The organism is Legionella sp. W10-070 (assembly GCF_900640175.1).
GTDB lineage: Bacteria > Pseudomonadota > Gammaproteobacteria > Legionellales > Legionellaceae > Tatlockia.
The window spans coordinates 42,816-69,205 of record NZ_CAAAJC010000003.1 but is presented as its reverse complement, the minus strand read 5'-3'; the positions used below and the strand labels follow the sequence as shown (position 1 = coordinate 69,205).

Here is a 26,390-nt window from a genome sequence, read left to right as displayed (position 1 = left end):
CCGGTTAGGTCAATTGAAAGCGTTGGTTTAATTCGGCAAAGGCATTTAATGTTGTGTCAATGTCTTCATCGGTATGATTGGCTGTGGGAATCAACCTGAAAACAATCATTCCTTTGGGAACTATCGGGTAAGTGACGGCTATGGTAAAAATATGGTATTCATCCCGCAGGGCTTGTAATACTTTTTTACCCAACTCCAAATTATACTGCTTGTCAGTGAACACGACTGCGGTGATAGGCGATTCGGTTGAAGCTAACTTAAAGCCTAACTCTAGCAAGCCTTGCTGTAATTTTTTAGCGTTATGCCACATCTTTTGACGAAAACGATTGTCTTTTACCAGTTGAAGGGTCTTAAGCAAGGTTTCAACCATTGCCAGAGGGAGAGATTTTGAGGATAAATCCGTCCTTGAATTAAAAGAAATATGAGAAATTATTTCTTCTTCTCCCGCAAGTATTGCCCCAATACCTACAAATGCTTTGGCAAAAGTACCAAAATACAGATCAACCTCTTCATGACAACCCAAGTGCTCGGCGGTGCCGCGGCCATTTGGACCCAATACCCCAAAGCCATGGGCATCATCTAAAAATAACCTGGCGTTGAATTGTTTTTTTAATTCACATATTTCGTTTAGCTTTGCCAAATCACCCCTCATGCCAAAGACACCTTCTGTCACAATAAGGGCACCCCCATCACAATCGGTAGCGGCAGCATCAAGTTGGCGCTCAAGATCATTCATGTCATTATGCTTAAAGGGATAAACTTTTGCATGTTGTCTTGCCTGAGCCAGAAATGCGCCGTCAATCATGCAGGAATGGGACAGGCTATCAATAATAATTGCATCACCTGCTTTTACTACCGCGTTGATTGCGCCGATGACCCCTAAATAACCGTAATTGGAAAGACCTCCTTTCGGTTTTTGCAGAAAATCCGCGAGTTCTTTTTCCAGGGTCAAATGTTGAATTGTGGTGCCAGTTAGTTTTCTTGCTCCCATGGGAGCTGACATGCCATAGCGGGCCGCTGAGGCTGCGGCTGTTGCGATGAGTTCTTTGTTATTCGCAAGCCCAAGATAATCATTAATCGCCCATACAATCATTTCCTCACCGTTAAAGCGCATGCGTCGGTCGGGATTTCCCTCGAGAATCGGTTCGATAAAATAATGATCGCAGTCATTGTTAAATTCGGAGAAATTGCCGGATGTTGACAGGCATTTATCAAATAAATCTTGTTTAAACTGGTTGCTCATTAAAAGGCTCCTTGTTATTGGACTCGTCAATTAAATGATTGACTACCGCAATCACCGAGCTAATGCAGGGATTTGTAATTTTCTCCGGTTTAATTAAAATGTTTGCCTGGTTTAGCATATGATTGAGGTTATTGAGTAATTGCACAATCATCAGCGAGTCAATCCCGATTTCAAAAAAATTGTCTTCCACATTGATGGGTTTGGCTTTATCTAAACCACTGACGTAGCGGATTTCGGTTTCAATAATGTCCTGCAGGTATTTGTTTCTTTCATTTAAAGGTAAATTAATCCAGGCAACCCCTTTCTTTTCTGGTTTTTTATGGTCATGTTTAATGGCGTCACTGATTGATTTTATTTTTTTGCGGACTGGTGAAGTGATGGTATCAGCATTTATCCAGTGCCTGTTGGCCAGGAAAGGATAGAAAGGCAGATCGATTTCTGGCATATCGGAGAACTCATAAACCTTGTCCCAGTTTATATTGCAATTGGCAAGGTAAAGCGCCTGTAATGTCTGGGAAACTTGCACCCAGTCTTGTTGGTTCTTTCTTAGGGAGGGCAATAAATTTGCCTTTTTTCCGGCAAAATAATTTACAAAGCTGCACAGCGTGGGCTGAGGTCCGATTTCCAGATAGGTACCACAGCCAGAATCGTTCAACGTTCTGGCCACTGCGGCAAAATTTACAGGTTCACGAATTTGATTTTTCAGGTAAGCCGCATCGAATGTTGTTACAACCTCCCCGGTTAAATCATTAATGAGCGGAATATGGCCTGCACGATAGCTCATCTTGCTTGCCAACCCATAAAACTCATCAAGGATAGAGTCCATATACTGCGAATGGAATGCCCGATTTGCGGGGAGTAACCTTGCCGAAATTTTTTCCTGTGTGGCCAGGTCAATCAGCTGGTTTATCTGCCGTTCATCACCCGCCACTACTGTTTGTATGGGAGTATTGATCGCAGCTATATCCAGTTTGCCCAGGGCATGTTTTAAAATAAGCTGACTTACCGTATTTAATGGGGCTGTCAACGCCACCATTAGGCAATTATCCGGTGTTTTTTCCATTAACGCTGCACGAATGCATACCAGCTCGATTGCCTCCTGCAGATCAAGGATGTTATTAAAGCATGCTGCAGCATAGGTTCCCAGGCTATGTCCGGCTACATAAGCGGGCCTTACTCCCCAGGACTCCCACATTTTGGCCAACGCATACTCCATGCTAAACAGTATTGGCTGGAGGTATTTGGTATGGTGTAAGCAAGCCTCATTTTGCTTATTAAACAATTCATCAATGAACGAGAAATTGAGATACCCTTCTGCCAGTAGACTACACTCTTCCAGGACGGTGCGAAATTGCCGGGAAATGGAATATAGCTGTTTGCCCATGGTTAAGTATTGAGCCCCTTGTCCGGTAAACAGGAAAGCGATTTTTTCTTCCTGGGGGGATCTTTGCTCCATGGAGTAATGTTGTAATTTATGCAGCATTTCTTCTTTTTCAGCGGCACAGATTGCTATCCGGTGTTGTTTAAAATGTTGCCTTTTTAGTGCGGCATTACTGCATAAGGCCTGCATCTCGGTACGGTCATTCTTTAACAATTCAATATAGGCTGATTTTAATGAAGCCAGGCTTTCACTTTCTTTTGCTGATAGAGTCAGTAGCGAACAGGGCAATTTAGGCCGGATTATTTTCATATCACTTCCGGATTGATATTCGGATAAGGTAAGATGGACGTTTGTCCCTGTAAAGCCAAAAGAACTGACTCCTGCATAGCGTAATCCCTTTTCCTTCTTCCAAGGCAAATTTTCTGTAGGGAAAACAACAGAAAAGCCTTTTGTATCAATATGGGGGTTGACAGCGCGCAAGTGTAAGTTGGCGGGAATGAGTTTATGTTTCAGCACCAATACGGTTTTGATTAATCCGGCTATTCCTGCTGCTGCCTCCAAATGGCCGATGTTTGATTTAACTGCCCCTATAATTAAAGGATTATGAGTACTGCGTTGATTTGAAAAGATTGCACCCAGGGCGGCAATTTCAATAGGATCCCCTAATTTTGTTCCTGTACCATGACTTTCAATGTAGTCGACCTCCTGAGGAGGGACTTTCGCATGATGCAGGCTTTTTCTGATTAATGCTTCCTGAGCAAGGCCATTGGGAGCGGTCAAGCCGTTACTTGTCCCATCCTGGTTAATGCAGCTGCCTCTGATCACTGCAGAGATGGTATGCTTATTTTGAACGGCGGCGGTTAATGATCTTAGCACGACAAACCCTGCCCCTTCACTACGAACGTAGCCGTCGGCATCATCCGAAAAAGGTTTGCAGTGGCCTTCTGGAGACAGCATTTTTGCCCGGGTTAAGGCGATTGATAGCTGGGGATTGAGAATGAGGTTAACCCCTCCGGCAATTGCCAGAGTACAGTCCCCCTGTTTAATAGCGTTTATTGCCTGGTGTACCGCCGCTAACGAGGAAGAACAGGCGGTATCAATGGTCATGCAGGGGCCGCGAAACCCGAAAGCATAGGCTACCCGTCCGGCGATTGCGCTTAGGGCATTGCCAGAACCCAGGTAAGGACCTATTTGTTCATTTCCCTGTTTAAGCAACAAACTGGCATAATCACTGCTTGAGGCACCTATAAATACCCCTACCTCTTGGTTACGTAAGGTTTCCGGTGCTATGCCGGCATCCTCAAGAGCATGCCATACTGCTTGTAAAGTTAAGCGTTGCTGAGGATCGATAAATTTGGCTTCGTTTGCGGTGATATTAAAAAAACGCTCATCAAACTGCTCTACTTCAGTAATGAAACCGCCAAATTTCGAGCCAATTTTGCCTGCTTCCTCAGGGTCTTTTGAATAAAATTCATCGTTTTTCCATCGGCTGGAAGGAACGGTAGTGATACCATCTCCTTTGTTAATAAGGAAATCCCAAAATTGTTTGGGGCTATGGACATTGCCGGGAAAGCGGCAGGACATCCCAATGATAGCCACTTCATTCTGCAGGGATTGAGCAGCAGGTAATACAGATTCAGTGATTAATGGCGATGGGGGCGACGACAAGAATTGCGCCAACTGGTCAATAGTAGGGTAGTTGTAAATAATTGCCGGCTCTATGTGCCGATTGAAACGCTGTTCTAATAGACCCGAAAGTTCAATCGCCTTTATTGACGTTAAACCAAATTCGGAAAGTGGTCTTGCCGTGTCTATACGGCTGCTATGGCCTAACACCTGCGTAACACAAGAACTTATTTGCTCAATGATGGAGTAATCGATTGGTTTTTCTGTCTGTGCTTTCTCTGTTGTCGGCGGTATAGTACTTTCCTGCATTTGACGCAGACTAAATGATGTCTCCAATTCCTTGTCGAGGTATTTTTGCTTTATTTTAAACCGTTGTAACTTCCCGCTTGTTGTTTTTGTTAAACATCTTGAAGCAGTTAATACGATGTCATAACTTTCAATGTGCCATTGCGCAAGAATACTGTTATATATCTTTTTTATCATTTCTTGCTGTTCAGGGGGGGATGGGGTATGGAGCGCCTCGGCAACTATCACCAGCCGTTCAGTACTTTCACCCGCAATTGAAAAGGCAGCGCAGCCTCCTTTACGTATATTGCCGCAAGATGCGGCAACGGTTTCTTCAATATCGGCAGAAAAATAATTCATGCCGTTAATAATGATTAAGTCTTTCATCCGCCCAATAGGATATAAATGATTTTTCCAGACATAACCCAAGTCACCGGTGCGCAGGAAGGACTTTTTTTTACCCGCTGTAGAGGCATGAAAAATAGCCTGAGTTAGTTCTGGCTTGTCCCAATAACCCACGGCAATCGACGCGCCACGGAGCCAAATTTCTCCAGTCTCCCCCTCTTTCTTCTCCTGCAGTGTATCAGGGTCAACAATGATTGCATCTTGATAAAGTTCCCCGCAGCTGACGCGTTGTTTGTCTGATGAATTATCATCGATGTGGGAGTTTTGATAGTGACCGCAGCTAACCATCAACGTTGCTTCTGCAAGGCCATAACAGGGGAGCAGGGCTTCCTTTTTAAAGCCGACCACGGCAAAACGGGAAGCAAAAGAATCAAGCACCTTGTGATTGATTGGTTCTGCACCACAGAAAGCAACTCGCCAGTGACTTAAATCAACACCTTCCAGTTCCTCTTCGGTTATTTTTTGGGTACACAAGGCATAAGCGAAATTAGGTCCGCCGCTTGCGGTTGCACGGTAGTCTGAAAGCATCTTCAACCAATTAACCGGTTTTTTTATATATTGAAGCGGCGACATTAAAGTAGCTTCTGCCCCTAAATAGAGAGGGTGCATAATCGCCCCGATTAAGCCCATGTCATGATAAGGTGGCAGCCAATTGGCTACGATGTCCTTTTCATGCAAGCCAAACCCTTTCTTTATAAGCATCTGGTTGTCGATGATGTTGGCATGGGTTACCATTACCCCCTTGGGCGCTCCTGTGGAGCCTGAGGTATACTGTAAAAAAGCCAGATCAGTGCTGTTTGGCAGTAGTGATTCATCTATCGGCAGATTTTTTTCTGCTGTCAGGGTATCGGTGGCAAGCCAATAGAAATTATCGAAATCCCAGTCGATGTTGATTGCTTTTTTATTCTCAATGTAACGGGTTGCCAATTTATCGAGCAGAGGAAGTTTTTTCAGTGTCTTTAACCATTTTAACTGTTTAATTTTATTGACGATGTCTTGTGATGAAAGAACAAGTTTAGGTTTGGCATCGGAAATAATATGCTGCAATTTTTCGATCAACTCTGCCGTGGCAGGCGGATAGACTGGGACAGCCACCACATTAGCCAGGAGGCAGGCGTAAAAGGCAATAATGTATTCAAGCCCAGGGGAGTATACCAGTAGTACTCTGTCACCCCGCTTTGCGTATCGTCTGATATGGGAAGAGAGGGAGTGCGCCCTGGCAAAGAGGTCGCCGTAGGAGAGAGTTATTACCTGATTTGACTCGATAAACCGATAAGCCGTATTTTCAGGCTGGTTCCGTGCTCTGCTGAGTAAAATATCAATGATACTCTTTTTCATATTAATATCTCTGGGCATGGGATCACGTTTTCAGGATTTCAGTGTGAATGCCACATTCTCCTCCCTGACAGTCCAAGCCACCCCAACGGCCATCGCGTTCACTTTCTTCAGAGTCAATTTCCCTTTGTGAACAATTTTTACATCCTAAGCTGCGATAGCCCTCTGCGTACAAGGGATGCACTTCAATGGAATTAACTGCGATATACCGCCAGATATCGAGTTCGGTAAAATAAATGAGGGGATTAATCTTGGTTATGCCTTGTACTGATTCAATGGGCTGAATATTTTCTCTTGTTTTTCCCTCCGTATTGCGTATCCCACTGAACCAGCACTCCATTCCTATGATTGCCTCTCGCATTGCTTCAACCTTTTTATCACGGCAGCAGGCTTGGGGGTTAGTCCTGACAAGCTCAGCTTGCTCAAAATAAATTTTTTTACAATTTATGTTCCATTTCAGGATTAATTTATCAATATAATCATAGGTTTCCTGGAACTCTGTGTCGGATATAAGAGACAGCACGTTAACGTTGGGAATGATGCTTAAGGCAAGATGCATTAACACAATAGAATCCTTGCCAAAGGAGCTGGCAAGGAATATCTGGTTTGCGTCAAATTTTTTATGTGTCTCGATAATAAGCTGACGAGCGAATTGAACCTTGTCCAGGTACCGCATAAAATTCACCCTGATCTAATAGAGCTGATAATTTTTAAGGCTAGAATCCAAAACTCAAAAAGTCAAGATTTAATCTAAATGTAGAGCAATTGTTCAATTTATGTGGTGGTTCACAGAACCTTACCTCTTTTAGAAAGCCAAATTAATTAATCCCGATTGCTGTGTTAAAATTTATTTTTTGCCAAGAGGATAAGAAAATGAGTAGCCTGCGTATAGAAACAGATAGCATGGGGGAAGTCGAAGTGGCCGCGGATAAATATTGGGGGGCACAAACAGAACGCTCTCTCCATCATTTTAATATCGGTCACGATATCATGCCGCGTGAGGTGACTCATGCTTTCGGGATATTGAAAAAGGCTGCTGCGCTCACCAATCTTGACTTGGGCAAATTACCCAGGGAAAAGGCAGAATTAATCATAAAGGCGGCTGAAGAAGTGGCTGCTGGTTCCCTGGATGAGCATTTTCCTTTGCATGTCTGGCAGACTGGAAGTGGAACACAATCCAATATGAATGCCAATGAAGTCATTTCAAATCGTGCGATTGAAATGGCAGGAGGGGCTAAAGGAAGCAAGTCTCCCATCCATCCTAATGATCATGTCAATATGTCGCAATCCTCAAATGATACCTTTCCAACGGCAATGCATATTGCTGCGGCTATTGCCTTTAATGAAAAATTGTTGCCCGCGGTGCGTTGCCTGCGAGATGCCCTGGCGGTAAAAATGCGGGACTTTAAAGACATTGTAAAAATCGGCCGTACTCATCTTCAGGATGCTGTTCCCTTGACTTTGGGGCAAGAATTTTCAGCGTATGTTGCCCAACTTGATGCCTGCATTCAACGGTGTGAAGAAATGCTCCCCGAATTATATGCCCTGGCTTTGGGGGGAACTGCTGTGGGTACCGGGTTAAACACGCACCCCAAATTTGCTGAGGAAGCAGCCAGGCATATTGCGGCGATCACCAAGCTCCCTTTTGTTTCCGCCCCCAACAAATTTGCTGCTTTGGCATCGCATGAGCCCCTGGTTATGGCGCATAGCACGCTGAAAGCCCTGGCTTGTGCCCTGATGAAGATAGCTAACGATGTACGCTGGCTTGGATCAGGCCCAAGATGTGGCCTTGGCGAATTGATATTACCGGAAAATGAGCCCGGTTCTTCGATTATGCCGGGCAAGGTTAACCCGACTCAATGTGAGGCGATGACCATGGTTTGTGCTCAGGTTATTGGCAATGATACAACGGTTGCTGTTGCGGCAAGCCAGGGTAATTTTGAATTGAATGTATTTAAGCCGGTGATAATCTATAATGTCCTGCACTCCTTAAACCTGCTGGCAGATACCTGCCATTCATTCCAGGTGTTCTGTGTTGAGGGTTTGGAGGCAAATCATCCACGGATTGATTACTATCTGCAGCATTCGTTAATGTTGGTTACCGCATTAAATCAGCATATCGGTTATGATAAGGCTGCCAAAATTGCCAAAACCGCCCATCATGAGAATATTTCTTTACAAGAAGCCGCCGTTAAATTAGGTTTCCTGACAGCGGAGCAATTCAAGCAATATGTAAAGCCTGAAGAAATGATTTCACCTCAATAAATTTCCTCGAATGCAGCAAAGTTTTTGCTGCATTCCAGTGCATAATTATCGATGCCACTTTAATTTTGTGCATTCTCTTCCCTTGGTTGTCCTAGGTGATGACTCAAGGAGGCAACATTGTTGCTGAATAACCAGCGCAACCCGCGGTTTAATTCCCGGTACAGGCTGAATTTTGAATCAATAAAGCCTACGCCAACGATTTGATTGGCAGTCGATTGCAGTTGCTTAATCAGCTTATCCGTAATTAGCAGATAATGCCCCAGGACGCCCCCATAATGTTTCTGCAGGCTCAGCCGGCAAAATTTTTTAGCATTATTGGGTCCGGCAACCAGCAGCATACACTTGCGTGGAAAATGGGAGAATGAAGCAAAAATGGCTTCATCCAGACTGAGTAAATGGTAATCTTTGCCAGAGGTTAGCCCATGCAGCGATTTTTCCAAAATAGCTTCTGCATTAAACGGGGCTTTCAACTCGATAAAGAGATGCATTTTTTTACCATAACGTTGAATTACCTCATCAAGGCTAGGTATCTGAGGAAGCATCTTTCTTAACGATTGAAAATCGAGATCCTTAACCGCAAATTTCTTCCCCCAAAGCCGGGTTAAAGTCGGGTCATGATTAACCACTAAAATATGATCGCTTGTTTCCTGGATATCAAATTCAATTCCCCAGCATCCTAATTTCAGGGCGCGATCAAAGGCAGCGAGCGTATTTTCAATAATCGTGTGATTGTTATCGTGCGCACCCCGGTGGGCAATAAATTTTGCTTCGGACAAGGCTAAGCTGTCGGGCTTTTTTCTCGGTATAAAAGCGAAATAGTAATCAATAAGCTTTTGCACGCAATCTAAAATTCCCATAACGTCCTGAAATATATAAATCCTCTTTAAATCCTATGGTTTGCTGCCTTGTACTGAGAGAGTCATCGAGGATTATCCTGAAGTAAAGTCATCTTACCTAAAAATTAATCTGCTGTTAATTGCTATAATTAACGAAATGTTATTGACAGCATTACCAATCTTAAGTATTTTAGCGACCTATGCCGAGGTGGTGGAATTGGTAGACACGCTAGCTTCAGGTGCTAGTGGGGGCAACCCCGTGGAGGTTCGAGTCCTCTTCTCGGTACCATTGAGTAAGTTTAAAACACTTCACAATGGTTCGTAATTATGCGTAAGCCATTGATTATTATTGTAATAATACCGACGTCTTTTCAATCCTCCTCTGCTATTCGTTATTTTGCCTCTTTCCCAAATCCGCACATCATTACTTTTAGTGGAGATGCCTCATATACCGGCTATGACGTTAATTAAGTTGGTTAAATGTTTTGTTTAATTTTAAAAAAATTAACACGAGGTTCCAAAAACATGCCGAAATTAGTGCTTATTCCGGGTTTGATGTGTGATGAAATGTTGTGGAAGCCTATGTTGCAAGAATTTAAAAATAATCATCTTGCTGAAATAATATCCGTCGGCTCTTGTTCAGAAATCGAAAAATTTTCTCAAACAGTTTCCAAAAATATTAGAAAAGACGTCGTATTGATTGGCTTTTCCATGGGAGCGTGGATTGCTTTATCACTATTTTATCATTTGGAAAACTATTGTAAGGGATTGGTCTTAATTTCTTCAGCACCAGGTTATTTGAAGCAAACAACGAAAGACCATTTATTAAATTATATACACCTGATCTCTTCTGGTCATTTTGAAACATATATCAATTCAGATTATGAACAAGATATATCCGCGGTGAATAAGGATAATCAAAATATCAAAATCAATCTCTTAAACATGATGCGTCGTCAAGGTGCTGATGTTGCTATCAGACAACTAAATGCCATACTTGAATGTAACAATCATTTTAGTTATTTAAATCAGATCCGTTGTCCAACACTATTAATTCGTGGCGCTGACGATAAAAGTATTAATATAGCTAGACAAGAGCATATGCTTGGAGAAATTCCTAAAGCTGAGTTGAGCATTATTCCTAAGGCGGCTCATTATGTTCCCATAGAGAATCCTCAAACAACAACATCTGTTATTGACGAGTGGTTATTAAAACATAATATCTGCACTTAAATATGTTTTCATGAGGACATGATTTCGAGTGGAATAATTTCTGTAGTTTTTTGCTTGTTATCTCCTGCAATAGGCTTTGGGTTGTTACTGGAAATTGGATTGAAAAACCACCCTGATAAGCTAATTTATAACTATACTCAAACCCATCCGGGTGGGTTAATGGCATCCTGCAAGCGTTCCAACCTAAAAACCATTACATATCGAACAAATTCTGCTGCAAATTCGGATAAAATACTGTACAATGCGTGACAATTTTTTATTCATTTAATTTTAGTAAGAGCACTATGACTGACTTAAACCTTTACAGAAACATTGGTATCTTCGCCCACGTAGATGCCGGGAAAACCACCACTACAGAACGTATCCTTAAGCTCACCGGTAAAATCCACAAAATGGGTGAGGTTCACGAGGGTGAATCAACAACCGATTTCATGGAACAGGAAGCGGAGCGAGGGATTACCATCCAGTCAGCAGCAGTAAGTTGCTTCTGGAAAGGTACTCGCTTCAACGTAATCGATACCCCAGGACACGTTGACTTCACTGTAGAGGTATATCGTTCACTGAAGGTGCTTGATGGCGGCATCGGGGTGTTCTGTGGTTCTGGGGGCGTTGAACCTCAGTCAGAAACCAACTGGCGCTATGCGAACAATTCAAAAGTATCTCGTTTGATTTTCGTCAACAAACTTGACCGTATCGGCGCGAACTTCTTGAAGGTCACTGAGCAAATTAAAAAAGTATTGGGTGCAAATCCTTTAATTATGACTTTGCCAATTGGCATTGAAGACAATTTCGTCGGGGTTGTCGACTTATTAACCCGTAAAGCCTATGTTTGGGACGAAACTGGCCAGCCAGAAAATTACACTATTACTGATGTACCAGCCGATATGCTTGACGATGTTGAAATGTACCGCGGGCAATTAATTGAAACGGCACTTGAAATGGATGATGATTTGCTGATGGCTTATTTAGATGGCGAGGAGCCATCAATAGAAGAAATCAAGCGTTGTATCCGTAAAGGTACCCTTGAATTGGCCTTCTTCCCAACTTATTGCGGTTCAGCCTTTAAAAACAAAGGGATGCAGCTATTATTGGATGCGGTGGTTGACTATTTGCCAGCTCCCCATGAGGTTAACCCACAACCGTTGACCACTGCTGAAGGTGAGCCAAACGGTGAATTCGCTATCGTTTCTCCTGATGAGCCATTTCGCGCCTTGGCATTTAAAATCATGGATGACCGTTTTGGTGCTTTAACCTTCGTACGTATATATTCAGGCAGACTAAATAAAGGTGATACTATCCTTAACTCCGTTACCGGTAAAACTGAGCGTGTCGGCCGCATGGTTGAGATGCAGGCAAATGAGCGCAATGAATTGCAAAGCGCTCAAGCAGGCGACATTATAGCTATCATAGGTATGAAAAACGTTCGCACCGGCCATACGCTTTGCCATCCTGATCACGAGTGTACACTTGAAGCGATGGTTTTCCCTGAGCCAGTCATCTCTATTGCGGTCGCGCCCAAAGATAAGGGCTCTACTGAAAAAATGAGTATTGCTATTGGCAAGATGATTGCAGAAGATCCAACGTTCAGGGTTGAAACCGATGAAGACTCAGGTGAAACTATTCTTCGTGGTATGGGTGAATTACATCTTGACATTAAAGTGGATATTCTGAAACGTACTTACGATGTTGAATTATTAGTAGGCCAACCGCAGGTTGCTTACCGTGAAACCATAACCAAATCGATTCAGGACAGCTATACACACAAGAAACAATCGGGTGGTGCTGGTCAATATGGAAAAATTGACTACACTATTGAACCGGGCGAGCCAAATTCGGGATTTACCTTCATCACCTCGGTTGTGGGTGGAAATGTCCCTAAAGAATTCTTTCCGGCGATTGAGAAAGGTTTCCGTTCAATGATGGGCACAGGTACTTTAGCCGGTTTCCCTGTATTGGATGTTGTAGTTAACCTTACCGACGGTGCTTACCATGCCGTTGACTCCTCAGCGATTGCGTTTGAAATTGCTGCAAAAGGCGCTTTTCGTCAATCCATACCAAAAGCTGGTCCGCAATTGCTTGAACCAATCATGAAGGTTGACGTTTATAGTACGGAAGATGATGTAGGTAATGTGATTGGTGACTTAAACCGTCGCCGCGGCATGATCTCTGGCCAGGAACCCAGTGCAGCTGGCGTTCGCATTAAGGCCGATGTTCCCCTTTCAGAGATGTTTGGATACATCAGTACCTTGCGTACCCTTACCTCTGGTCGTGGTCAATTCTCAATGGAGTTTTCTCACTATGCTCCTTGTCCAAGCAATGTAGCTGAAGCAGTGATTGCCAAAGTAAAAGAAAAGAAAGCTGAAGCTGCTAAGTAAGAAGCTGGTAATTTTAAACGCTCTGTCAGTTTGTGCTGATGGAGCTTTTAAAAGGCCAAAATACACCCATTGCCTGACGCACTAGGTATCCCTTTAAATTCATCCTCACCGCCGCCGGGACAAACTCCAGATTTACACAAGCACTGACATTGCTTGAAGGAAAAACGACTACCGCTATACTCGCAATAAAGTTGTGATGTGGATTACATTATCAACGCCTCCATAAACATGAATGCTTTTGCGATCATACCGCCAAAATCTCATCGAAAGGCTCTCAGGGAGCATGACAAAGATCTTAAGTTTCACTCTTTTTATCGTTTCTTTATTGCCACCGCACTTTGGCTAAAATAAATGTCGACAGACCCTGGTTCGTCTTATAAAGATTCCATTACAGACGGTTTAATGATAAAATTTAAACCACATTGCATTTTTGGTGATTATTTATGTTTGATGAAGTTTATAAAATAGCAATCTAATAGCTTTGAAGAATTAAAAGAAAAGTTAACAAACCTTCATATTGATGCGCTAGTTATGAAGGATGGCATTCTTGTAAAATATAAAAAACGACGACAGAAGATAAACAAAAATTGCCGATGATTGGTTTACCTGCTGAAGGTTCTATTGAGCTGGATAATGGAAAATCAGTTCATTTCAAAAAAATCGATGATCCAGCTCCGTTGATGTGTGACATTAAAAAGAGAGCAGAAGAAGCAAAAAATGTAAGGGCAGCCAATCCGTCTCTGGATTCCATTTCTGAAAATGATAATTATAATAATCTTGTTAAACTTGCAAGCATTGAATTAAAAAGGCTAAAAAGCCCCTTTACTTTTTTTGCAGGCGATAAAATCAAAGCGCTTGAGACTGCCTTACTTAACGTGCGGACAATGTCAATATTTATGGGTGATGAGGAACTAAAACAAACATCATACAAACAATTGGCGAAAGAAAGTGGTTTAATTGACGCCCTGAATATGCATCGTTTCTCATGGAGCTCAAAAGCCAAAACCCAAGCTCCGACAAGGGTAATAGAAAATATAGAGAAAGCTGTCCCAGGGCTTGCAAAAGTTATCTAAAATTTAGCGTAAGCCTGCTTTTTAATTGAAGCAGGCTTACGGATACAGAGATAACATTTTTCAAATATATCATTTGTGTGCTTAACAATAATCTTTAAATTAAGGTTGTTAAATAGGGACGGTTGTTTCATTATTTTATATGGTCGCTCTGTGATTACGCAAAAAATTGACCATCCACTTGGCAAATAAACCATCATCTGCCTTAAGTTCCAATGACATTAACCCCTGTTCTGAAACTTCTTTACCAAGAATATTTCTTCGATCTTCGATGAGTGCCTGAGAATAGGCCTTACTAAATTCCGGATGTCCCTGGATGGTGAGAAAATGATTGCCAATCTGCATCATATAAAATGGACAGAAGTCGCTGCTGGCAAGAACTTCAGCGCCCAAAGGCAATTCAACTACTTGTTCCCGGTGGCTAACCAGCAGGTTAAGCTCTTCCTGTTCGGGAGTCATCCATGGTTTTTTCCCGGTAATCTTATTGATTGACATTCCAACCCCCCAACCCTTTGCCGCCATAACGACTTTGCCTCCAAGTGCTTTGGCGATAAGCTGATGACCAAAGCATATTCCGAGCATTTTTTTCTGTGCCATATGCAATTCGAGAATGAACGCTTCCAGGTTGCTAATCCATGGGAAACCCTCGTTCACGCCATGGCGGCTACCGGTAATCAGGTAAGCTTCTGCGGCATCAATATGATTGGGCAATTTATTTTCCAGGGCATGATAAACTGAAAAGGTTAAGCCAGGATCGGCTTGATGGAGAAGGCTGGCAAACATGTCAGGATACTGGCCATGTTCTGTACTAAATTGCTCTCCCAGATGATCACAAAGCAAAATTCCAATATTCATGGCGATTTTTCCTGCTCAATCCGCTATTGCTTTTGTAATTGGCTTTCTGGCTGATGCTGCATTTTGCCATTTAGTGAAGCGATTAGGATATTTTTATATTGTAGCTCATCAAACAGGATGGGATTCCCTGATGAGGAAGGATCTTCAACGGCCATTTTGGCGATGCGTTCTGCCTGGCGCTCGTCAATACCTATCTCTGTTAACCTGTGTTCGATGCCCAAGTCAGAACGTAGCTTTAAAATCCAGTTGAGAAAGCCATCAAAGCCGTTATCAATTTGCAGATAATCAGCAAGTCTTGCAATCTTGTCTTCAATAGCCGGGCGATTGGCTTCCAGGACGTAAGGCATCAAAATGGCATTTAGGCGGCCGTGATGGGTGTCATAGAGAGCTCCCAGAGGATGAGCCAGGGCGTGCATGGCACCTAGGCCACGCTGAAATGCCGTTGCTCCCATGGCAGAGGCGACAAGCATCTGGGTTCGGGCCAGCGGATCTTTTCCTTCATGCACGGCATGAGGCAAATAGGTCTTGATTAACCTTATTCCTTCAAGGGCAATACTCTCTGCCATCGGATGGTAATTACTGGCACAATAGGCTTCCAGGTTATGAGACAGCGCATCCATGCCAGTTGCAGCGGTAATATGGGGTGGCAGCCCAAGTGTGAGTTCTGGGTCTAGGATGACAATGTTGGGCAGCATCTTGGGATGAAAGATAATCTTTTTAACCTGCTGTTTTGTATCAGTAATGACCGACGCACGCCCAACCTCAGAGCCGGTACCTGCGGTGGTGGGCAAGGCAACGATAGGTGCGATACCTGCAGTATTGGCTCGTTGCCAATTATCACCAATATCTTCAAAATCCCATAAAGGACGGTCTTGTCCAACCATCAGGGCGATCGCTTTGGCAGCATCCAAAGCGGAACCACCTCCAAAAGCAATGACCCCGTCATGTTTGCCGCAACGGTAGGCGCTGACACCGTCTGCCACGTTTTTATCCGTAGGATTTGCTTTGATTTGGCAGAATAAGGCAATAGACAAACCCGCGTCGAGGCAAGATTGCCGGGCTGTCTCGACCATGGGTAAAGTGGTCAAGGCGGGGTCAGTAACCAAAAGAGGCGATTGAATACCCAGTTCTGTACAGGCCGCCGCAAGTTCACCGGCACGCCCCGCTCCTACTCGTATGGAGGTAGGATAATTCCAGTTAGCCCTCAATGATGACATGCTCATGGTGCTGGATTCCTTTAAATCGTCGTTTTTAGATGGAAAGATTTGGGTCTGGTAAGCATTTGATACCCCAGTGAGGATAAGCTACAGCCACGTCCGGAGTTTTTTACCCCTGTCCAGGCTAATGCAGGATCAAGGTAATCGCAACGATTGATAAAAAAAGTACCCGTGTGCAACTGTTCACCGATGGCTATTCCTGCCTCAATATCCCGGGTAAAAACAGCAGCAGTTAATCCATAAACGCTGTCATTCATTAACGTTACTGCTTCATTGTCGTCAGCGACAGCCATGATGCCTACAACAGGGCCAAAGGATTCTTCTGTCATCACGCGCATTCGATGGTTTACCCGGGTTAAAATTTGCGGTGCCATGTAAGGAGAGCCAGGGGCATCCATTGCAAAATCTTGTCTGTCAATATGCGCTACAGCACCCTGTGCAACCGCCTCTTTAATTTGCGAACGAACAAATTCTGCGGCAGATGCGCGAACAAGTGGCCCCAGTGTGGTTTCAGGGGAGTCAGGTCGACCAAGTTTATATTGCTTAACCAGAGCCACAGCCTTGCTAACAAAGGATTCATAGACATCCTGATGAACATAGATACGCTCTATACCACAACAAGATTGACCGGAATTAAAGAAAGCACCATCGATGGTGCTTTCCACCGCATGCTCAAGATTGGCATCAGCCCGTACATAGGCAGGATCCTTGCCGCCGAGTTCCAGACCGACATTAATAAAACGTCCTGCTGCCGTTTGCTCAATCATTTCGCCTCCGGCGACAGAGCCGGTAAAAGCGACGTAGTTAATTTGGGGTGATTGGATGATGGTCTCTGTGTCCGCATGGGTAAGATGTAAATATTGGAAAACCCCTTCTGGCAGTCCCACCTGGGCAAAGGCTTGGGCGAAACGTTCTGCCACCAGTGGGGTTTGGGTTGAGTGTTTAAGGATGACCGCATTACCGGCCATAATCGCAGGAATGAGGGCATTTACCGCTGTAAGGTAGGGGTAATTCCAGGGTGCAATCACCAAAGCGACCCCTAGAGGTTCTCGCTTGATATAACGTAAAAAACCAGTTTCCTCAGGTAACTCGATGGTAGCCAGGGCGCTACTGGCTGCAGCAATCATGTAACGGGCACGCTCTTCCAGCCCCGCTATTTCCTTTGGTGCTTGAGAAATGGGTCTTCCTATCTGCCAGCAAATTTCTTCGGCAATGGCTTTCTTATTGGCAACGAGTATTTCAATAGCAGCGGTACAAAATTTCTCCCGCTTGGCAATGGTTGTGAGTCGCCATGATTTTTGCGCATGATGGGCTTTATCGAGAGCCGATTGAATTTCTGCGGCAGTGGCAAAGGGGCGCTCAACGTAGAGAGAGTTGTCAATGGGGGAGTAAGTTTTTAACATAGTATTCATTTTAGCCCCAGTTAAATAATTTCAAAGTAGCGATCAAGTTCCCAATCGGTAATGTGACGGCGAAATTCCCGCTCCTCCCATTCACGTGAGGCTGTAAAATGTTCAACAAATTCATCACCAAATAAAGTGCATGCAGCCTTTGATGCTTTCAAACGTTGTGCTGCTTCCCATAGGGTGCGCGGCAGAGCCAATTGTTGATGCTGCTGCTGATAGGCGTTGCCTTTGACTTCCGGCTCTGGTTCCAATTCATGCTCAATACCATACAAACCCGAGCCTAAGGCTGCGGCCAGAGCCAGATAAGGATTGGCATCTGCAGAACCAAGGCGGTATTCAATTCGTTGAGACTTATTGCTGCCGGGAATAACCCGCAATGCTGTTGTACGGTTTTCAACTCCCCAGGTTGCGTCTGTGGGTGCCCAGAAACCGGGAATAAGCCTTGTGTAACTGTTTATCGTTGGCGAAACCATAGCTAAGAATTCGGGCATCAGTTTTTGTTGCCCAGCCAGGAAATGACGCTGGATTTTACTCATATTATGGGTCATGGATGGATCATGGAACGCCGAGCTTGCATCGTTCAGATGGCGTAAGGAAAGATGGATATGGCCGCTTTGTCCAGGATAATGGGGTGACCATTTAGCCATAAAGGTGGCCATGGTATTATTCCGCTGGGCAAGGATCTTCATAAAGGTTTTAAACAGCGCCGCTTTATCTGCCGCTGCCTCGGCTTTATCCACTGCAATGGCCGCCTCAAGTACACCAGGCCCTGTTTCCGCATGCAATCCTTCAATAGGAAAATCCATTGCTTCAGCCATATTGAGAATTTGATGATATAAATCAGCGTGTACGGTATTGCGGATGATTGAGTAGCCAAAGAAATCGGGAGTGATGGGCTTCAGGTTGCGAAAACCCTTGGCGCGCACACTGTCTGGCGTTTCATCAAATAGGAAGAATTCATATTCCAGGGCGGCATAGGCTTCAAAACCCATTAGGGCTGCTTTTTCAATCATTCGACGCAGTAAGGCACGAGGACATAATGCCTCAGCAGCCCCGGCAAATTCAGCCATAAACAACAGTTGATTATCTTCAAAAATTAGTTCACGACAGCTTTGAGGCAGAATACGCACCGGCGTGTCAGGATAACCAGTATGCCAGCCGGTGTATTTGGTATTATCATAGAGCTTGTCTTTAGAGTCCCAGCCCAAAATAACATCACAAAAGGCAAAGCCGTCGTCCAGAGCGGAGAAGAATTTATTACGGCTCATATACTTACCGAGCATTACGCCATCGATATCAAAAATCCCAACCTTGACATGGCTAAGGTTGCGTTCTTCGACTATTCGTTTTGCATCCTCGGTTGTTCTGACCTCTCTTGGGCTTAGCATGGCAGTTCCTTTTGCATTGAATCATCATAGCAGGATATTATCCCGGATATTAGAACTCAATCTATCATTCTGTTTTGATTTAGGGAAATAGTTGAGCCTTATTTTATATAAGGAAAGGTGTTGAAGTTTGTCTATAATAAGTAGATGAATATACTAGAATCAAATCTAAAGCTAGGTAATCTTGCAAAAGATTATGCTAGAACTCAAATTGTTCATGGTTGCTCTCAGATTGAGAACAATGCTCTTCCTGTTGAATATTTTGAAGCCTTAAATAATGCCGTACTTAAGCAAATGCGTGCTTTGATATCGCAAACTTTTTCTGATCCTCACAGACTGTTGCCAGATGATATTTATGATTACGAAAAAACGGTAATCGTTAGTAGTAAGTATTCTCTGGGCAATTGCCACGAGCTTGCATTTCAAGCAATGGATTATTTATTAACAACCAATCAGGTTTGCTCAATAAATGCCGAAATTATTGAAATTGATGGCGAGAAGGGGGACCATGTATTTTGGGTTATCGATAGGGATCTTAAGAGCAATTTGAATGATATAACTTCTTGGGGAACAAATGCAGTGATATGCGATCCTTGGTCTAATGAGGTATATCCAGCATCTGAATATAAGAGTAAATTAAAAACATTCTACCGTCACTATCATAGGGATGGTACTAACAAGTACTTAGTAGATAGTCTGACCAAAAAATAACTCCAGTGCTTAGCTTATTTGCTTGAGCTTATAATGAGCTAGTTGTGCTGAGTGAGTAAACTCCGCTGTGACTGCCAAAATCAGAGGCGCTGTATTTTTTTCCTTGCAACTCATCAATTTTAATCTCATTTTTTCATTTGTCGGAGAATAGAACGCTTCCTTATTATTTTGTTCATAGCAATTGAGTAACCACTCAAGTTCTTTTTTAGTGACGGGGGAAGAAAAAAGTGAACTCAATAAAGAGGGTGGTTGAAACGTATCTGTTAATTCTCGGAGGTCGCTTGCGATACTTTTTCTGAGCCTGTTAACCAGAGAGGACGCTGCCGGGTTATCCAACACGATTGTATACAAATGCAAACGTTGATTGCGGTGCATTAAAGCCATTAATCGCTCTTGTAAAGCCAGGTCTGCTCTGAGAAATAGATTGATATATTTTTGTTCGGTTAGCCAATTTTCATTTTGGACAGCTACCTGTAAGCGCAAGAGATAAAATTCGTTATCTTTCGCTGATTCATCAATTAACGATAGCTGCCTGAGTGCGGTAAAAAACTCCAATATCGCCGCTGGAGCAGGGCGGTCTTCCTTGTATTTTGCTCCCATTTGCAGAATAAATTCTTTGATTAGGTTGCAAATGAAGGGTTCGGGTTTCTTGGCAAAATGCTCAAATAGTCCCTCGCTGCAAAAACCAAGGTCACGGTATTTTTTGACCAGTTGCGCATTATCCATGTCAGGATGGGCGTTTCTGAAGGCAATAATTTCCTGCAAAGGATTGCGGGCGCCAAAGAGACTGAGCAGGATAGGGCTTAACGCGAAAAAATCGCTGCTTTCCGAGTAATGACCATCCAGGAGTTCAATGGCGAGGTGCTCAAGGGTTCCTTGAGCGCATTGCGACCGGTTTGTTATCGGTTTAGCATAGTCACCGTCAAGGTAGAAGATGTCGATTTTGCATTTTTCACCAGTTGGCGACATTCTTATTTTAAGGTTGGTTCCCTTGATGTCACCATGAACAACAGCAGGGCCATTACTATTGTTATAATGTCTGCGATTGAGCTCAATGATCAGTTGCCAGGCGATGTTTACAGCCTGGGAAAAGGTTAACTGCCTCAATTGCGGATTATCTTTGGCATCCGGGTGGATATGGAAACCATCAATGAAATCCATGATGAGCACCTTTTGACCGGCCAGATTAAGGATGGCTATTTCAGAGTCATAAAATTGGTAGGGAGATGGGTGCTTTCCTTTCTCATAAAACTTTATTGCCACCGGCTTTGTTGAATCGATGTGGACCTCTTCTTTCTTAACCTGGCTGGGGGTGAGGATGGTTTGATTATTTCTTAATTCGCATCGATAGCCTTTATAGACAGAATCCGCCAACGCCTCAGAATAGTCACTGACATAGTAAATCGGTTGCCTATCCTTTTGTTTGACTGGAAAGAGGATATAAGATGAAGATTCGTTGTCAGTTTCCTTATTTCCCATAAAACGATACCTTTTTAACGTTGGATGTCAGCCCATTAGAGTAATGTCAGGCTGAGTTTCTTATCCGAACTGACGTTTTAATTTTAACCAAAAGAACGCACCATTATATCAAAATTCGGATTTATAAACAAACAATTGATTCAAAAAAAAATCTAATTGCACTGTATTTAATTATAAATACTATACTTTAAATAATCAGCCTTAAGGGAATAAGGTGGGGTTATAAGCCTATAAATTTAGGGGGATGTTAAGCCTCCATTTTTCGCTTTACATCCTGATTATCAATAAATAAGGAAGATGACATGGTACCTGTAAGTGAAGTTACTAAAGCGTTAGCTGAAGATAAAATAAAGCGCATTATTGAACTTTATCTAAGTGAAAAATTTAAAGGACGCTTTGACCCAGTTTGGCTAAATAACATGGGCAATTATGCCAATTTAACTACGGCTATTAACTTTTTCCATAAATTAGGCCATGACGGTTTAAACCTCGATGCAATTGGCAGTAGTAATCAGGAAACCCGCAGAGATTATGCTGGGCAATTTAAAACCTTAGAGGGCTTGTTAGATAAATTAGTCGTGCTTACCGGTGATAACCCACCAATCGCTACCTCATTTAATGAAAAAGGCGCAATTCTAGAGGGCCTGGTTCTTAGTCAGCAGCTTGGATCGCGCTCTTTACGTGACTTGCATGCCCAAAGCAGCAATTTAGGTATCGCAGAAAAATTGTTGGGTAATAAGTTAGGTCCAAGCGAATGGCTTGGCGAAGTCGATATAGAGCGTTTGCTTATTAAGCTGGGGGTTAAGGATAGAACACATATTACCCGGTTAACTGAGAAAGATATCGGGATGATATTGCATTTTGAGAGAGTAAAGCACGCTGACGAGACCGCGCCTTACTCAATTCCGTTAATCATCAATAAAGGCAGCACGGGTTCATTGCGCAGTCAAGGCTCTCACTGGACTTATGCGATGGTGAACGTTGATCCAACAAGCAATTCAGTTACCATAAATTATCAGGACTCCATGCCGCTTTCAGGGGATGAGCAAAACATTTTAAGGAATGCGATTAATTACACAGACGGTCATTATAGTGCCTTCCCTGCTGCTACGACAAAGACGGTTAATGTGAACTCGGATAATTTGCAAAGGGATGGTTGGAGTTGTGGTTATCGTGCGCTTAAAGGCTTATTAACAGCCCCTGGATTTCCAAATGGGGGGGTAATAGCCAATGCAAACTGGACTCGCTTTACCGGAACGCCAACAAGATCAGAGGATTTAAGAGACGCTACTTACGACTTATTACTGAGTGATTTGGTAATTGACCGAGACTATTTCGAGGCAATGAAAATTAAGCCTGATATGGTGAAGCTCTCGGAAGGGAAAAAGTACGAACTAAGTGATGACTACATGAAAGATTATATGGGATTACTAAAGGGCGGTAATAAAACAAAGTCAGTGATCACCAGCAATAATTTCAAGGAAGACTACAATAGGGTAATTAAAGCATGGACTGCTGCTGAACCAAAAACAGCACGCACCGAGAGCCTTGAGAATCTAGGTAAAAATATAAGGGCAGTAATTAACGATAATGATTTATCTTCAGATGCGAAAATCCTTGCGCTTGTAGATGCGTTTGCAGCTGAATACGCCGCAATTTTAAAAACCCTGGGCGGTTCAAATAGTGGCCTGGGAAAATTCATCAAGAAGTTTTGCGAAGAGCAGTTTGGGATAGAACTCGATAATGAGCAACGATACCATTTAAAAAAAGATGGCTTATTGATGCGGATGCTCAATGACAGGTTAGGCGTAAGCACTAAAAAGAGTGAGGAAACTTTGTTGCCTCCAGTCAGGAAAACCAGGGTTGAGTCGACTAAAACATCACAAAGTACCCCCGTAGTAGGGAGTAAGAAAATAGTCCAATTGACTGTAAGTCCTTCGGTTAACTCAATAGGAAAGGAAGCAACAGATCGGGTGGATCTGACCAATTTACGCAGCCAAAAAGAATTAACTCGTGTAGGCACCATGTTTGGTGCGAGGCAATTTTGTTTTGCGGAAAAAAGCAGTGGCGTGGAACCAGGATTTAGAGCGGTTGACTTAAATGAGGCCTTTTTTACAGAATTAGAGAAAATTTTATCCGAGGAAAAATTGGATGAGGCTCTTTTTAACAAAAAAATGTCTGGGGAAGAAAGAAGAAACCTCACACAATTGAGAGAAGGGCTTAAAATTGAAGGATTAGAAAGAAAACAACAGATTTTTTCGACTTTTGTTAATGCTTATGTAAAGGGTTCTCATCGCGAAAAGGAGCTTGATAATCGTATTAAGTGGCTTTGCAAAGAGGTCAAAAATGGTATTGAAAAAAATGAAAAACTAAGCTCCTGGCTATATAAACTGGATTATGCGGAAGGCCAAAAAGACCGAATGAAGGCGAATAAAGAGGCTATGAGGGAATATGTCGGCACCCGACTGGCCAGGATTTTTAGTCCTCATAATCAGCGTCAAAATTTAGTATGGGTACGGGGGGATAAAGGACTTCACTCCATGTTAGCCTGTGGCTGGCAAAATGGCTTGCATGTATTAAAAGAATTCCTGCATGAGGGGGGTGAGCCTGATTATAATGGTATTCTTGTTGAGGATAAGGATGCGCTGGTTAAACGGGCCAAAGTCATTCCTGGCCTGGGTAAAAATTTAATTTTTGGTATCGCTGTCGGTGATAGAGATGGCATGGGCAAGGAGGCGCAGAACAAAGGATTTGCCAATGGACAATTCTATGGTTTCGATTATGGCAAACCCTATGAAGGAAGCGGTGTAAGCTCCTCTTTACAGGATGATTTTTCATTTGAAGACAAATACGCTAAAGCGCCCGCTATTTTCAGAGGTTCTTCCTTTTTGGGGCAAGCCCGTCATGGCATGTATCGAAATTACAGCGTATTCTACGATACCACTCTGTCTGACCGGATGATTGGTGTACATCTGTTAAGAAAAATGATTACCGGTGAAAATCCCAGCGAAGAGTTAATTAAGAGCTATCCTCCCGAGTTACGTGAAGGATTGCATAATATTCAAAAAAATACACCGTCTCCCGATGATTTACTGGGTCGTTTAAGCAGGATTAGGGAAACCTATCAAGAAGGTGGAGTGAAAGAAGCATTAATTGACACCTATATCATGCAAATTAGCACGGGAAAATTACAGCCATTTGACCTCTATTTTACCGAGGTCAAAATTGATTTAATTAATGATGCAATAAAGCATGGCATGCCAAATGATGAACTTAATCAATATATAGCGTTTATTGATGATATGGCTGCCACTGCTGCTAAAAGTAATGCCAATATTTTAAGGGTATTTGCACAACGCGCCCTGTTGCATAAAAGTGAAATTGACTTACTTGATAAGTTAGAGAAAATTTTTTCGCCAACCTCGGTGATGTCGCATGACGGAAAAGCTTTCCTTAACACAATGCGCTTTGATCCACCGACGGGCAGGATACCTTTCCAGCTGCAAAAAAATGAAGACGGTACTTACACCTTGATGACAACCAACAAGACGGTTGCTCCTGGATTAAGAAAACTTGGTCTTGATGTTGTTTCCAATGAGAAGGGTTTAAGCTGTAAATTAAGTGAGGGACAATTACAAAAATTAATGGTTACTGCCGAGTCAGTATACAATCAGAAGCGGGAATCCTTACTTGTTAAGCCAACTTATCAATACGAAACCTTTCCTTATATTGTTTCTTTATTCAATCAGGATAAACGTCCTGAGGCGCGGGCTGAACTAGGTTTCGCATGGCGATCCAATGATGTCCTGGCTCTTCGTATCGTTGCCAAAACCGAAGAGCAGGTTAAACTGGCAACAGCGCTGTTTGGTGTGACTCCTGCCATTAATAAGGAGCAAATTATTGTAATTCCTCCAGAAGATCATAAGAAATTCCAAATGGCAATTGCTCAGGCTTATCAAAGAGAACAAGCGCCAAAAGTCAGCATCGAAAAAGAGATTGTTTCCAGCAAAGATACTGTTAGAGAGAAAGTATCTGGTAAATGGGAAGCAATCCACAAAAAAGCAGAAGAATTACCTGAGGTAACGACAGACAGTTTAGTTGAACAGGAAGCAATGGCTCTAATTACCCGGTTAAATCTATTGGTGGAAGACAGGGAGGCTATGAAAAAACTGGGGGATGCTATTAAGGAAATGACTAGCCCTGATATTAAAAAACTAATGGAATACTCTGATGAGACGTTGAGATCATCGGACACTATCCAATGTATTCTTGAAGAAAGGATAGCGGATATCAAACCCGTTGTTGCAGAGGTGGTCGTGACATCTACAATGGGTGAAGATCAGGTTCTCGATCAACGAGCTACTTTATAAGTTCAGCCAGTGCCTGACCATAACGGATACTTTGGCCCGGGTATAAGTCATCATGCCAATGAATTTGATTACCCTCAGCAAACAACAGGATCACGGTGGAGCCTAGCTTGAAATAACCCATTTCCTCACCTTGCAAAATAGTATTTGCGGACTCCTTGGGGTCGATATAATAGGCTTGCTTTTTAGCTGAGCGTTTGATGTCGCCATGCCAGCGGGTGCCAATGGCACCGACGATGGTTGCGCCAACCAGAACCATCGCCATTAAACCGGCTTCAGTGTCAAATAAGGCGACTAATCGCTCATTGCGTGCAAACAGCATGGGAATGACGCGAACGGTTGAAGGTTGCACAGAAAATAATTTGCCTGGCACATAAATTAGTTCTCTTAAAGTCGCAGCAATCGGCATATGAATGCGGTGGTAATCTTTGGGAGACAGGTAAAGGGTCGCAAAGCAGCCATCAATAAATTGTTTACTTAATGCCTTATTGCAAGCCAATAGTTCTTCAACAGTATAATTATGTTTTTTAGCCTGGACTATCTGGCCTTCTTTTATTGCACCGAATTCACTGATAAAACCGTCCACAGGCGAAATAATATCTGCGTTGGCCAAGGGCCTGCATTCCGGCTTTAACTGGCGGATAAAAAAATCGTTAAAACAAGCATAGTTTTCAGGGGTTTCTTCCCTGGCTTCCTGCATATTAACGCCATATTGTCTGATGAAATGGCGAATTAAGAAATTCTTAATGGCAGGCGTACGCACATTGGCAAATATGCCAGCCAAATGAGTTAATCGACCTTTGGGTAGGATAAACTGAGGCAGAGTTTTTAAATAATCACGCATACAAATCGTTACAATAAAAATTTTTCAGGAATCATACCATTGAAAATGGGGTAAATGATATTTTGTTTAATA

16 protein-coding genes and 1 tRNA gene are annotated in these 26,390 nt (G+C 43.0%); 7 read left to right on the top strand and 10 right to left on the bottom strand.

All coding sequences use genetic code 11. The annotated features are described in order from the left end of the window. Positions 1 to 4 precede the first annotated feature (4 nt). The 3 genes from E1O65_RS02055 to E1O65_RS02045 are packed head-to-tail and all read right to left on the bottom strand — an operon-like array spanning position 5 to position 6,951. A complete protein-coding gene (locus tag E1O65_RS02055; RefSeq protein ID WP_133131937.1) occupies positions 5 to 1,243 on the bottom strand; it encodes a pyridoxal phosphate-dependent aminotransferase family protein in 1,239 nt (412 codons plus the stop codon). Further along, on the bottom strand, positions 1,227 to 6,278 hold the full coding sequence (locus tag E1O65_RS02050; protein ID WP_165474877.1) for a type I polyketide synthase: 5,052 nt from the start codon (positions 6,276 to 6,278) through the stop codon (positions 1,227 to 1,229). Before E1O65_RS02050 ends, E1O65_RS02055 begins: the two co-directional genes overlap by 17 nt. Positions 6,279 to 6,300: 22 nt before the next feature. Further along, entirely contained in the window at positions 6,301 to 6,951 is a 651-nt protein-coding gene (locus E1O65_RS02045; RefSeq protein WP_133131935.1) for a phosphoadenylyl-sulfate reductase, read from the bottom strand. Positions 6,952 to 7,148: 197 nt separating this feature from the next. On the opposite strand from E1O65_RS02045, the gene fumC reads away from it, so the two are divergent. Then, positions 7,149 to 8,540, top strand: a complete 1,392-nt coding sequence (gene fumC, locus E1O65_RS02040) for a class II fumarate hydratase (RefSeq protein WP_133131934.1) — start codon at positions 7,149 to 7,151, stop codon at positions 8,538 to 8,540. A gap of 59 nt (positions 8,541 to 8,599) precedes the next feature. Here the strand turns inward: fumC and E1O65_RS02035 are convergent, their stop codons facing one another. Beyond that, positions 8,600 to 9,397, bottom strand: a complete 798-nt coding sequence (locus E1O65_RS02035; protein ID WP_133131933.1) for a glycerophosphodiester phosphodiesterase family protein — start codon at positions 9,395 to 9,397, stop codon at positions 8,600 to 8,602. 181 nt (positions 9,398 to 9,578) lie between these two features. On the opposite strand from E1O65_RS02035, the gene E1O65_RS02030 reads away from it, so the two are divergent. From E1O65_RS02030 to E1O65_RS02015, 4 genes are all read left to right on the top strand, one after another. Further along, a tRNA-Leu gene (locus tag E1O65_RS02030) sits at positions 9,579 to 9,665 on the top strand. 236 nt (positions 9,666 to 9,901) lie between these two features. Then, complete coding sequence (locus E1O65_RS02025; RefSeq protein ID WP_165474876.1) at positions 9,902 to 10,609, top strand: alpha/beta hydrolase; 708 nt, start codon at positions 9,902 to 9,904, stop codon at positions 10,607 to 10,609. Positions 10,610 to 10,893: 284 nt separating this feature from the next. Next, a complete protein-coding gene (fusA, locus tag E1O65_RS02020) occupies positions 10,894 to 12,984 on the top strand; it encodes an elongation factor G (protein WP_133131931.1) in 2,091 nt (696 codons plus the stop codon). A 593-nt stretch (positions 12,985 to 13,577) separates the two neighbouring features. After that, a complete protein-coding gene (locus tag E1O65_RS02015; RefSeq protein WP_133131930.1) occupies positions 13,578 to 14,057 on the top strand; it encodes a hypothetical protein in 480 nt (159 codons plus the stop codon). Between the two features lie 135 nt (positions 14,058 to 14,192). On the opposite strand, the gene E1O65_RS02010 is transcribed toward E1O65_RS02015, so the two are convergent. Genes E1O65_RS02010 through E1O65_RS01995 form a run of 4 tightly spaced genes read right to left on the bottom strand, consistent with a single transcriptional unit; the run spans position 14,193 to position 18,920 of the window. Then, positions 14,193 to 14,909 carry a GMP synthase gene (locus tag E1O65_RS02010; RefSeq protein WP_133131929.1) on the bottom strand — a complete coding sequence of 239 codons (717 nt, stop codon included), beginning with the start codon at positions 14,907 to 14,909 and terminating at the stop codon, positions 14,193 to 14,195. A gap of 23 nt (positions 14,910 to 14,932) precedes the next feature. Beyond that, entirely contained in the window at positions 14,933 to 16,132 is a 1,200-nt protein-coding gene (locus E1O65_RS02005; RefSeq protein ID WP_133131928.1) for an iron-containing alcohol dehydrogenase, read from the bottom strand. Between the two features lie 14 nt (positions 16,133 to 16,146). Further along, the gene (locus tag E1O65_RS02000; RefSeq protein ID WP_133131927.1) at positions 16,147 to 17,538 is read right to left on the bottom strand and encodes an aldehyde dehydrogenase family protein; all 1,392 of its coding nucleotides are present in this window, start codon (positions 17,536 to 17,538) and stop codon (positions 16,147 to 16,149) included. Between the two features lie 11 nt (positions 17,539 to 17,549). Next, on the bottom strand, positions 17,550 to 18,920 hold the full coding sequence (locus E1O65_RS01995) for a glutamine synthetase (RefSeq protein WP_133131926.1): 1,371 nt from the start codon (positions 18,918 to 18,920) through the stop codon (positions 17,550 to 17,552). Between the two features lie 144 nt (positions 18,921 to 19,064). Here E1O65_RS01995 and E1O65_RS01990 point away from each other — a divergent pair, with 144 nt between their 5' ends. Further along, a complete protein-coding gene (locus E1O65_RS01990; protein WP_133131925.1) occupies positions 19,065 to 19,628 on the top strand; it encodes a hypothetical protein in 564 nt (187 codons plus the stop codon). Between the two features lie 9 nt (positions 19,629 to 19,637). Here the strand turns inward: E1O65_RS01990 and E1O65_RS01985 are convergent, their stop codons facing one another. Beyond that, the gene (locus E1O65_RS01985) at positions 19,638 to 21,107 is read right to left on the bottom strand and encodes a serine/threonine protein kinase (RefSeq protein WP_133131924.1); all 1,470 of its coding nucleotides are present in this window, start codon (positions 21,105 to 21,107) and stop codon (positions 19,638 to 19,640) included. A 302-nt stretch (positions 21,108 to 21,409) separates the two neighbouring features. Here E1O65_RS01985 and E1O65_RS01980 point away from each other — a divergent pair, with 302 nt between their 5' ends. After that, positions 21,410 to 25,477 (top strand): hypothetical protein, encoded by a 4,068-nt coding sequence (locus E1O65_RS01980; protein ID WP_133131923.1) that lies wholly within the window; start codon positions 21,410 to 21,412, stop codon positions 25,475 to 25,477. Here the strand turns inward: E1O65_RS01980 and asd are convergent. Next, positions 25,467 to 26,318 carry an archaetidylserine decarboxylase gene (gene asd / locus E1O65_RS01975; RefSeq protein ID WP_133131922.1) on the bottom strand — a complete coding sequence of 284 codons (852 nt, stop codon included), beginning with the start codon at positions 26,316 to 26,318 and terminating at the stop codon, positions 25,467 to 25,469. The genes E1O65_RS01980 and asd overlap by 11 nt on opposite strands. Positions 26,319 to 26,390 lie beyond the last annotated feature (72 nt).

Excerpts from the sequence above, each read along its gene's own strand:
- E1O65_RS02055 (WP_133131937.1), bottom strand. The coding sequence starts at position 1,243 with ATGAGCAACCAGTTTAAACAAGATTTATTTGATAAATGCCTGTCAACA.
- E1O65_RS02050 (WP_165474877.1), bottom strand. The coding sequence starts at position 6,278 with ATGAAAAAGAGTATCATTGATATTTTACTCAGCAGAGCACGGAACCAG.
- E1O65_RS02045 (WP_133131935.1), bottom strand. The coding sequence starts at position 6,951 with ATGCGGTACCTGGACAAGGTTCAATTCGCTCGTCAGCTTATTATCGAG.
- fumC (WP_133131934.1), top strand. The coding sequence starts at position 7,149 with ATGAGTAGCCTGCGTATAGAAACAGATAGCATGGGGGAAGTCGAAGTG.
- E1O65_RS02035 (WP_133131933.1), bottom strand. The coding sequence starts at position 9,397 with ATGGGAATTTTAGATTGCGTGCAAAAGCTTATTGATTACTATTTCGCT.
- E1O65_RS02025 (WP_165474876.1), top strand. The coding sequence starts at position 9,902 with ATGCCGAAATTAGTGCTTATTCCGGGTTTGATGTGTGATGAAATGTTG.
- fusA (WP_133131931.1), top strand. The coding sequence starts at position 10,894 with ATGACTGACTTAAACCTTTACAGAAACATTGGTATCTTCGCCCACGTA.
- E1O65_RS02015 (WP_133131930.1), top strand. The coding sequence starts at position 13,578 with ATGATTGGTTTACCTGCTGAAGGTTCTATTGAGCTGGATAATGGAAAA.
- E1O65_RS02010 (WP_133131929.1), bottom strand. The coding sequence starts at position 14,909 with ATGAATATTGGAATTTTGCTTTGTGATCATCTGGGAGAGCAATTTAGT.
- E1O65_RS02005 (WP_133131928.1), bottom strand. The coding sequence starts at position 16,132 with ATGAGCATGTCATCATTGAGGGCTAACTGGAATTATCCTACCTCCATA.
- E1O65_RS02000 (WP_133131927.1), bottom strand. The coding sequence starts at position 17,538 with ATGAATACTATGTTAAAAACTTACTCCCCCATTGACAACTCTCTCTAC.
- E1O65_RS01995 (WP_133131926.1), bottom strand. The coding sequence starts at position 18,920 with ATGCTAAGCCCAAGAGAGGTCAGAACAACCGAGGATGCAAAACGAATA.
- E1O65_RS01990 (WP_133131925.1), top strand. The coding sequence starts at position 19,065 with ATGAATATACTAGAATCAAATCTAAAGCTAGGTAATCTTGCAAAAGAT.
- E1O65_RS01985 (WP_133131924.1), bottom strand. The coding sequence starts at position 21,107 with ATGGGAAATAAGGAAACTGACAACGAATCTTCATCTTATATCCTCTTT.
- E1O65_RS01980 (WP_133131923.1), top strand. The coding sequence starts at position 21,410 with ATGGTACCTGTAAGTGAAGTTACTAAAGCGTTAGCTGAAGATAAAATA.
- asd (WP_133131922.1), bottom strand. The coding sequence starts at position 26,318 with ATGCGTGATTATTTAAAAACTCTGCCTCAGTTTATCCTACCCAAAGGT.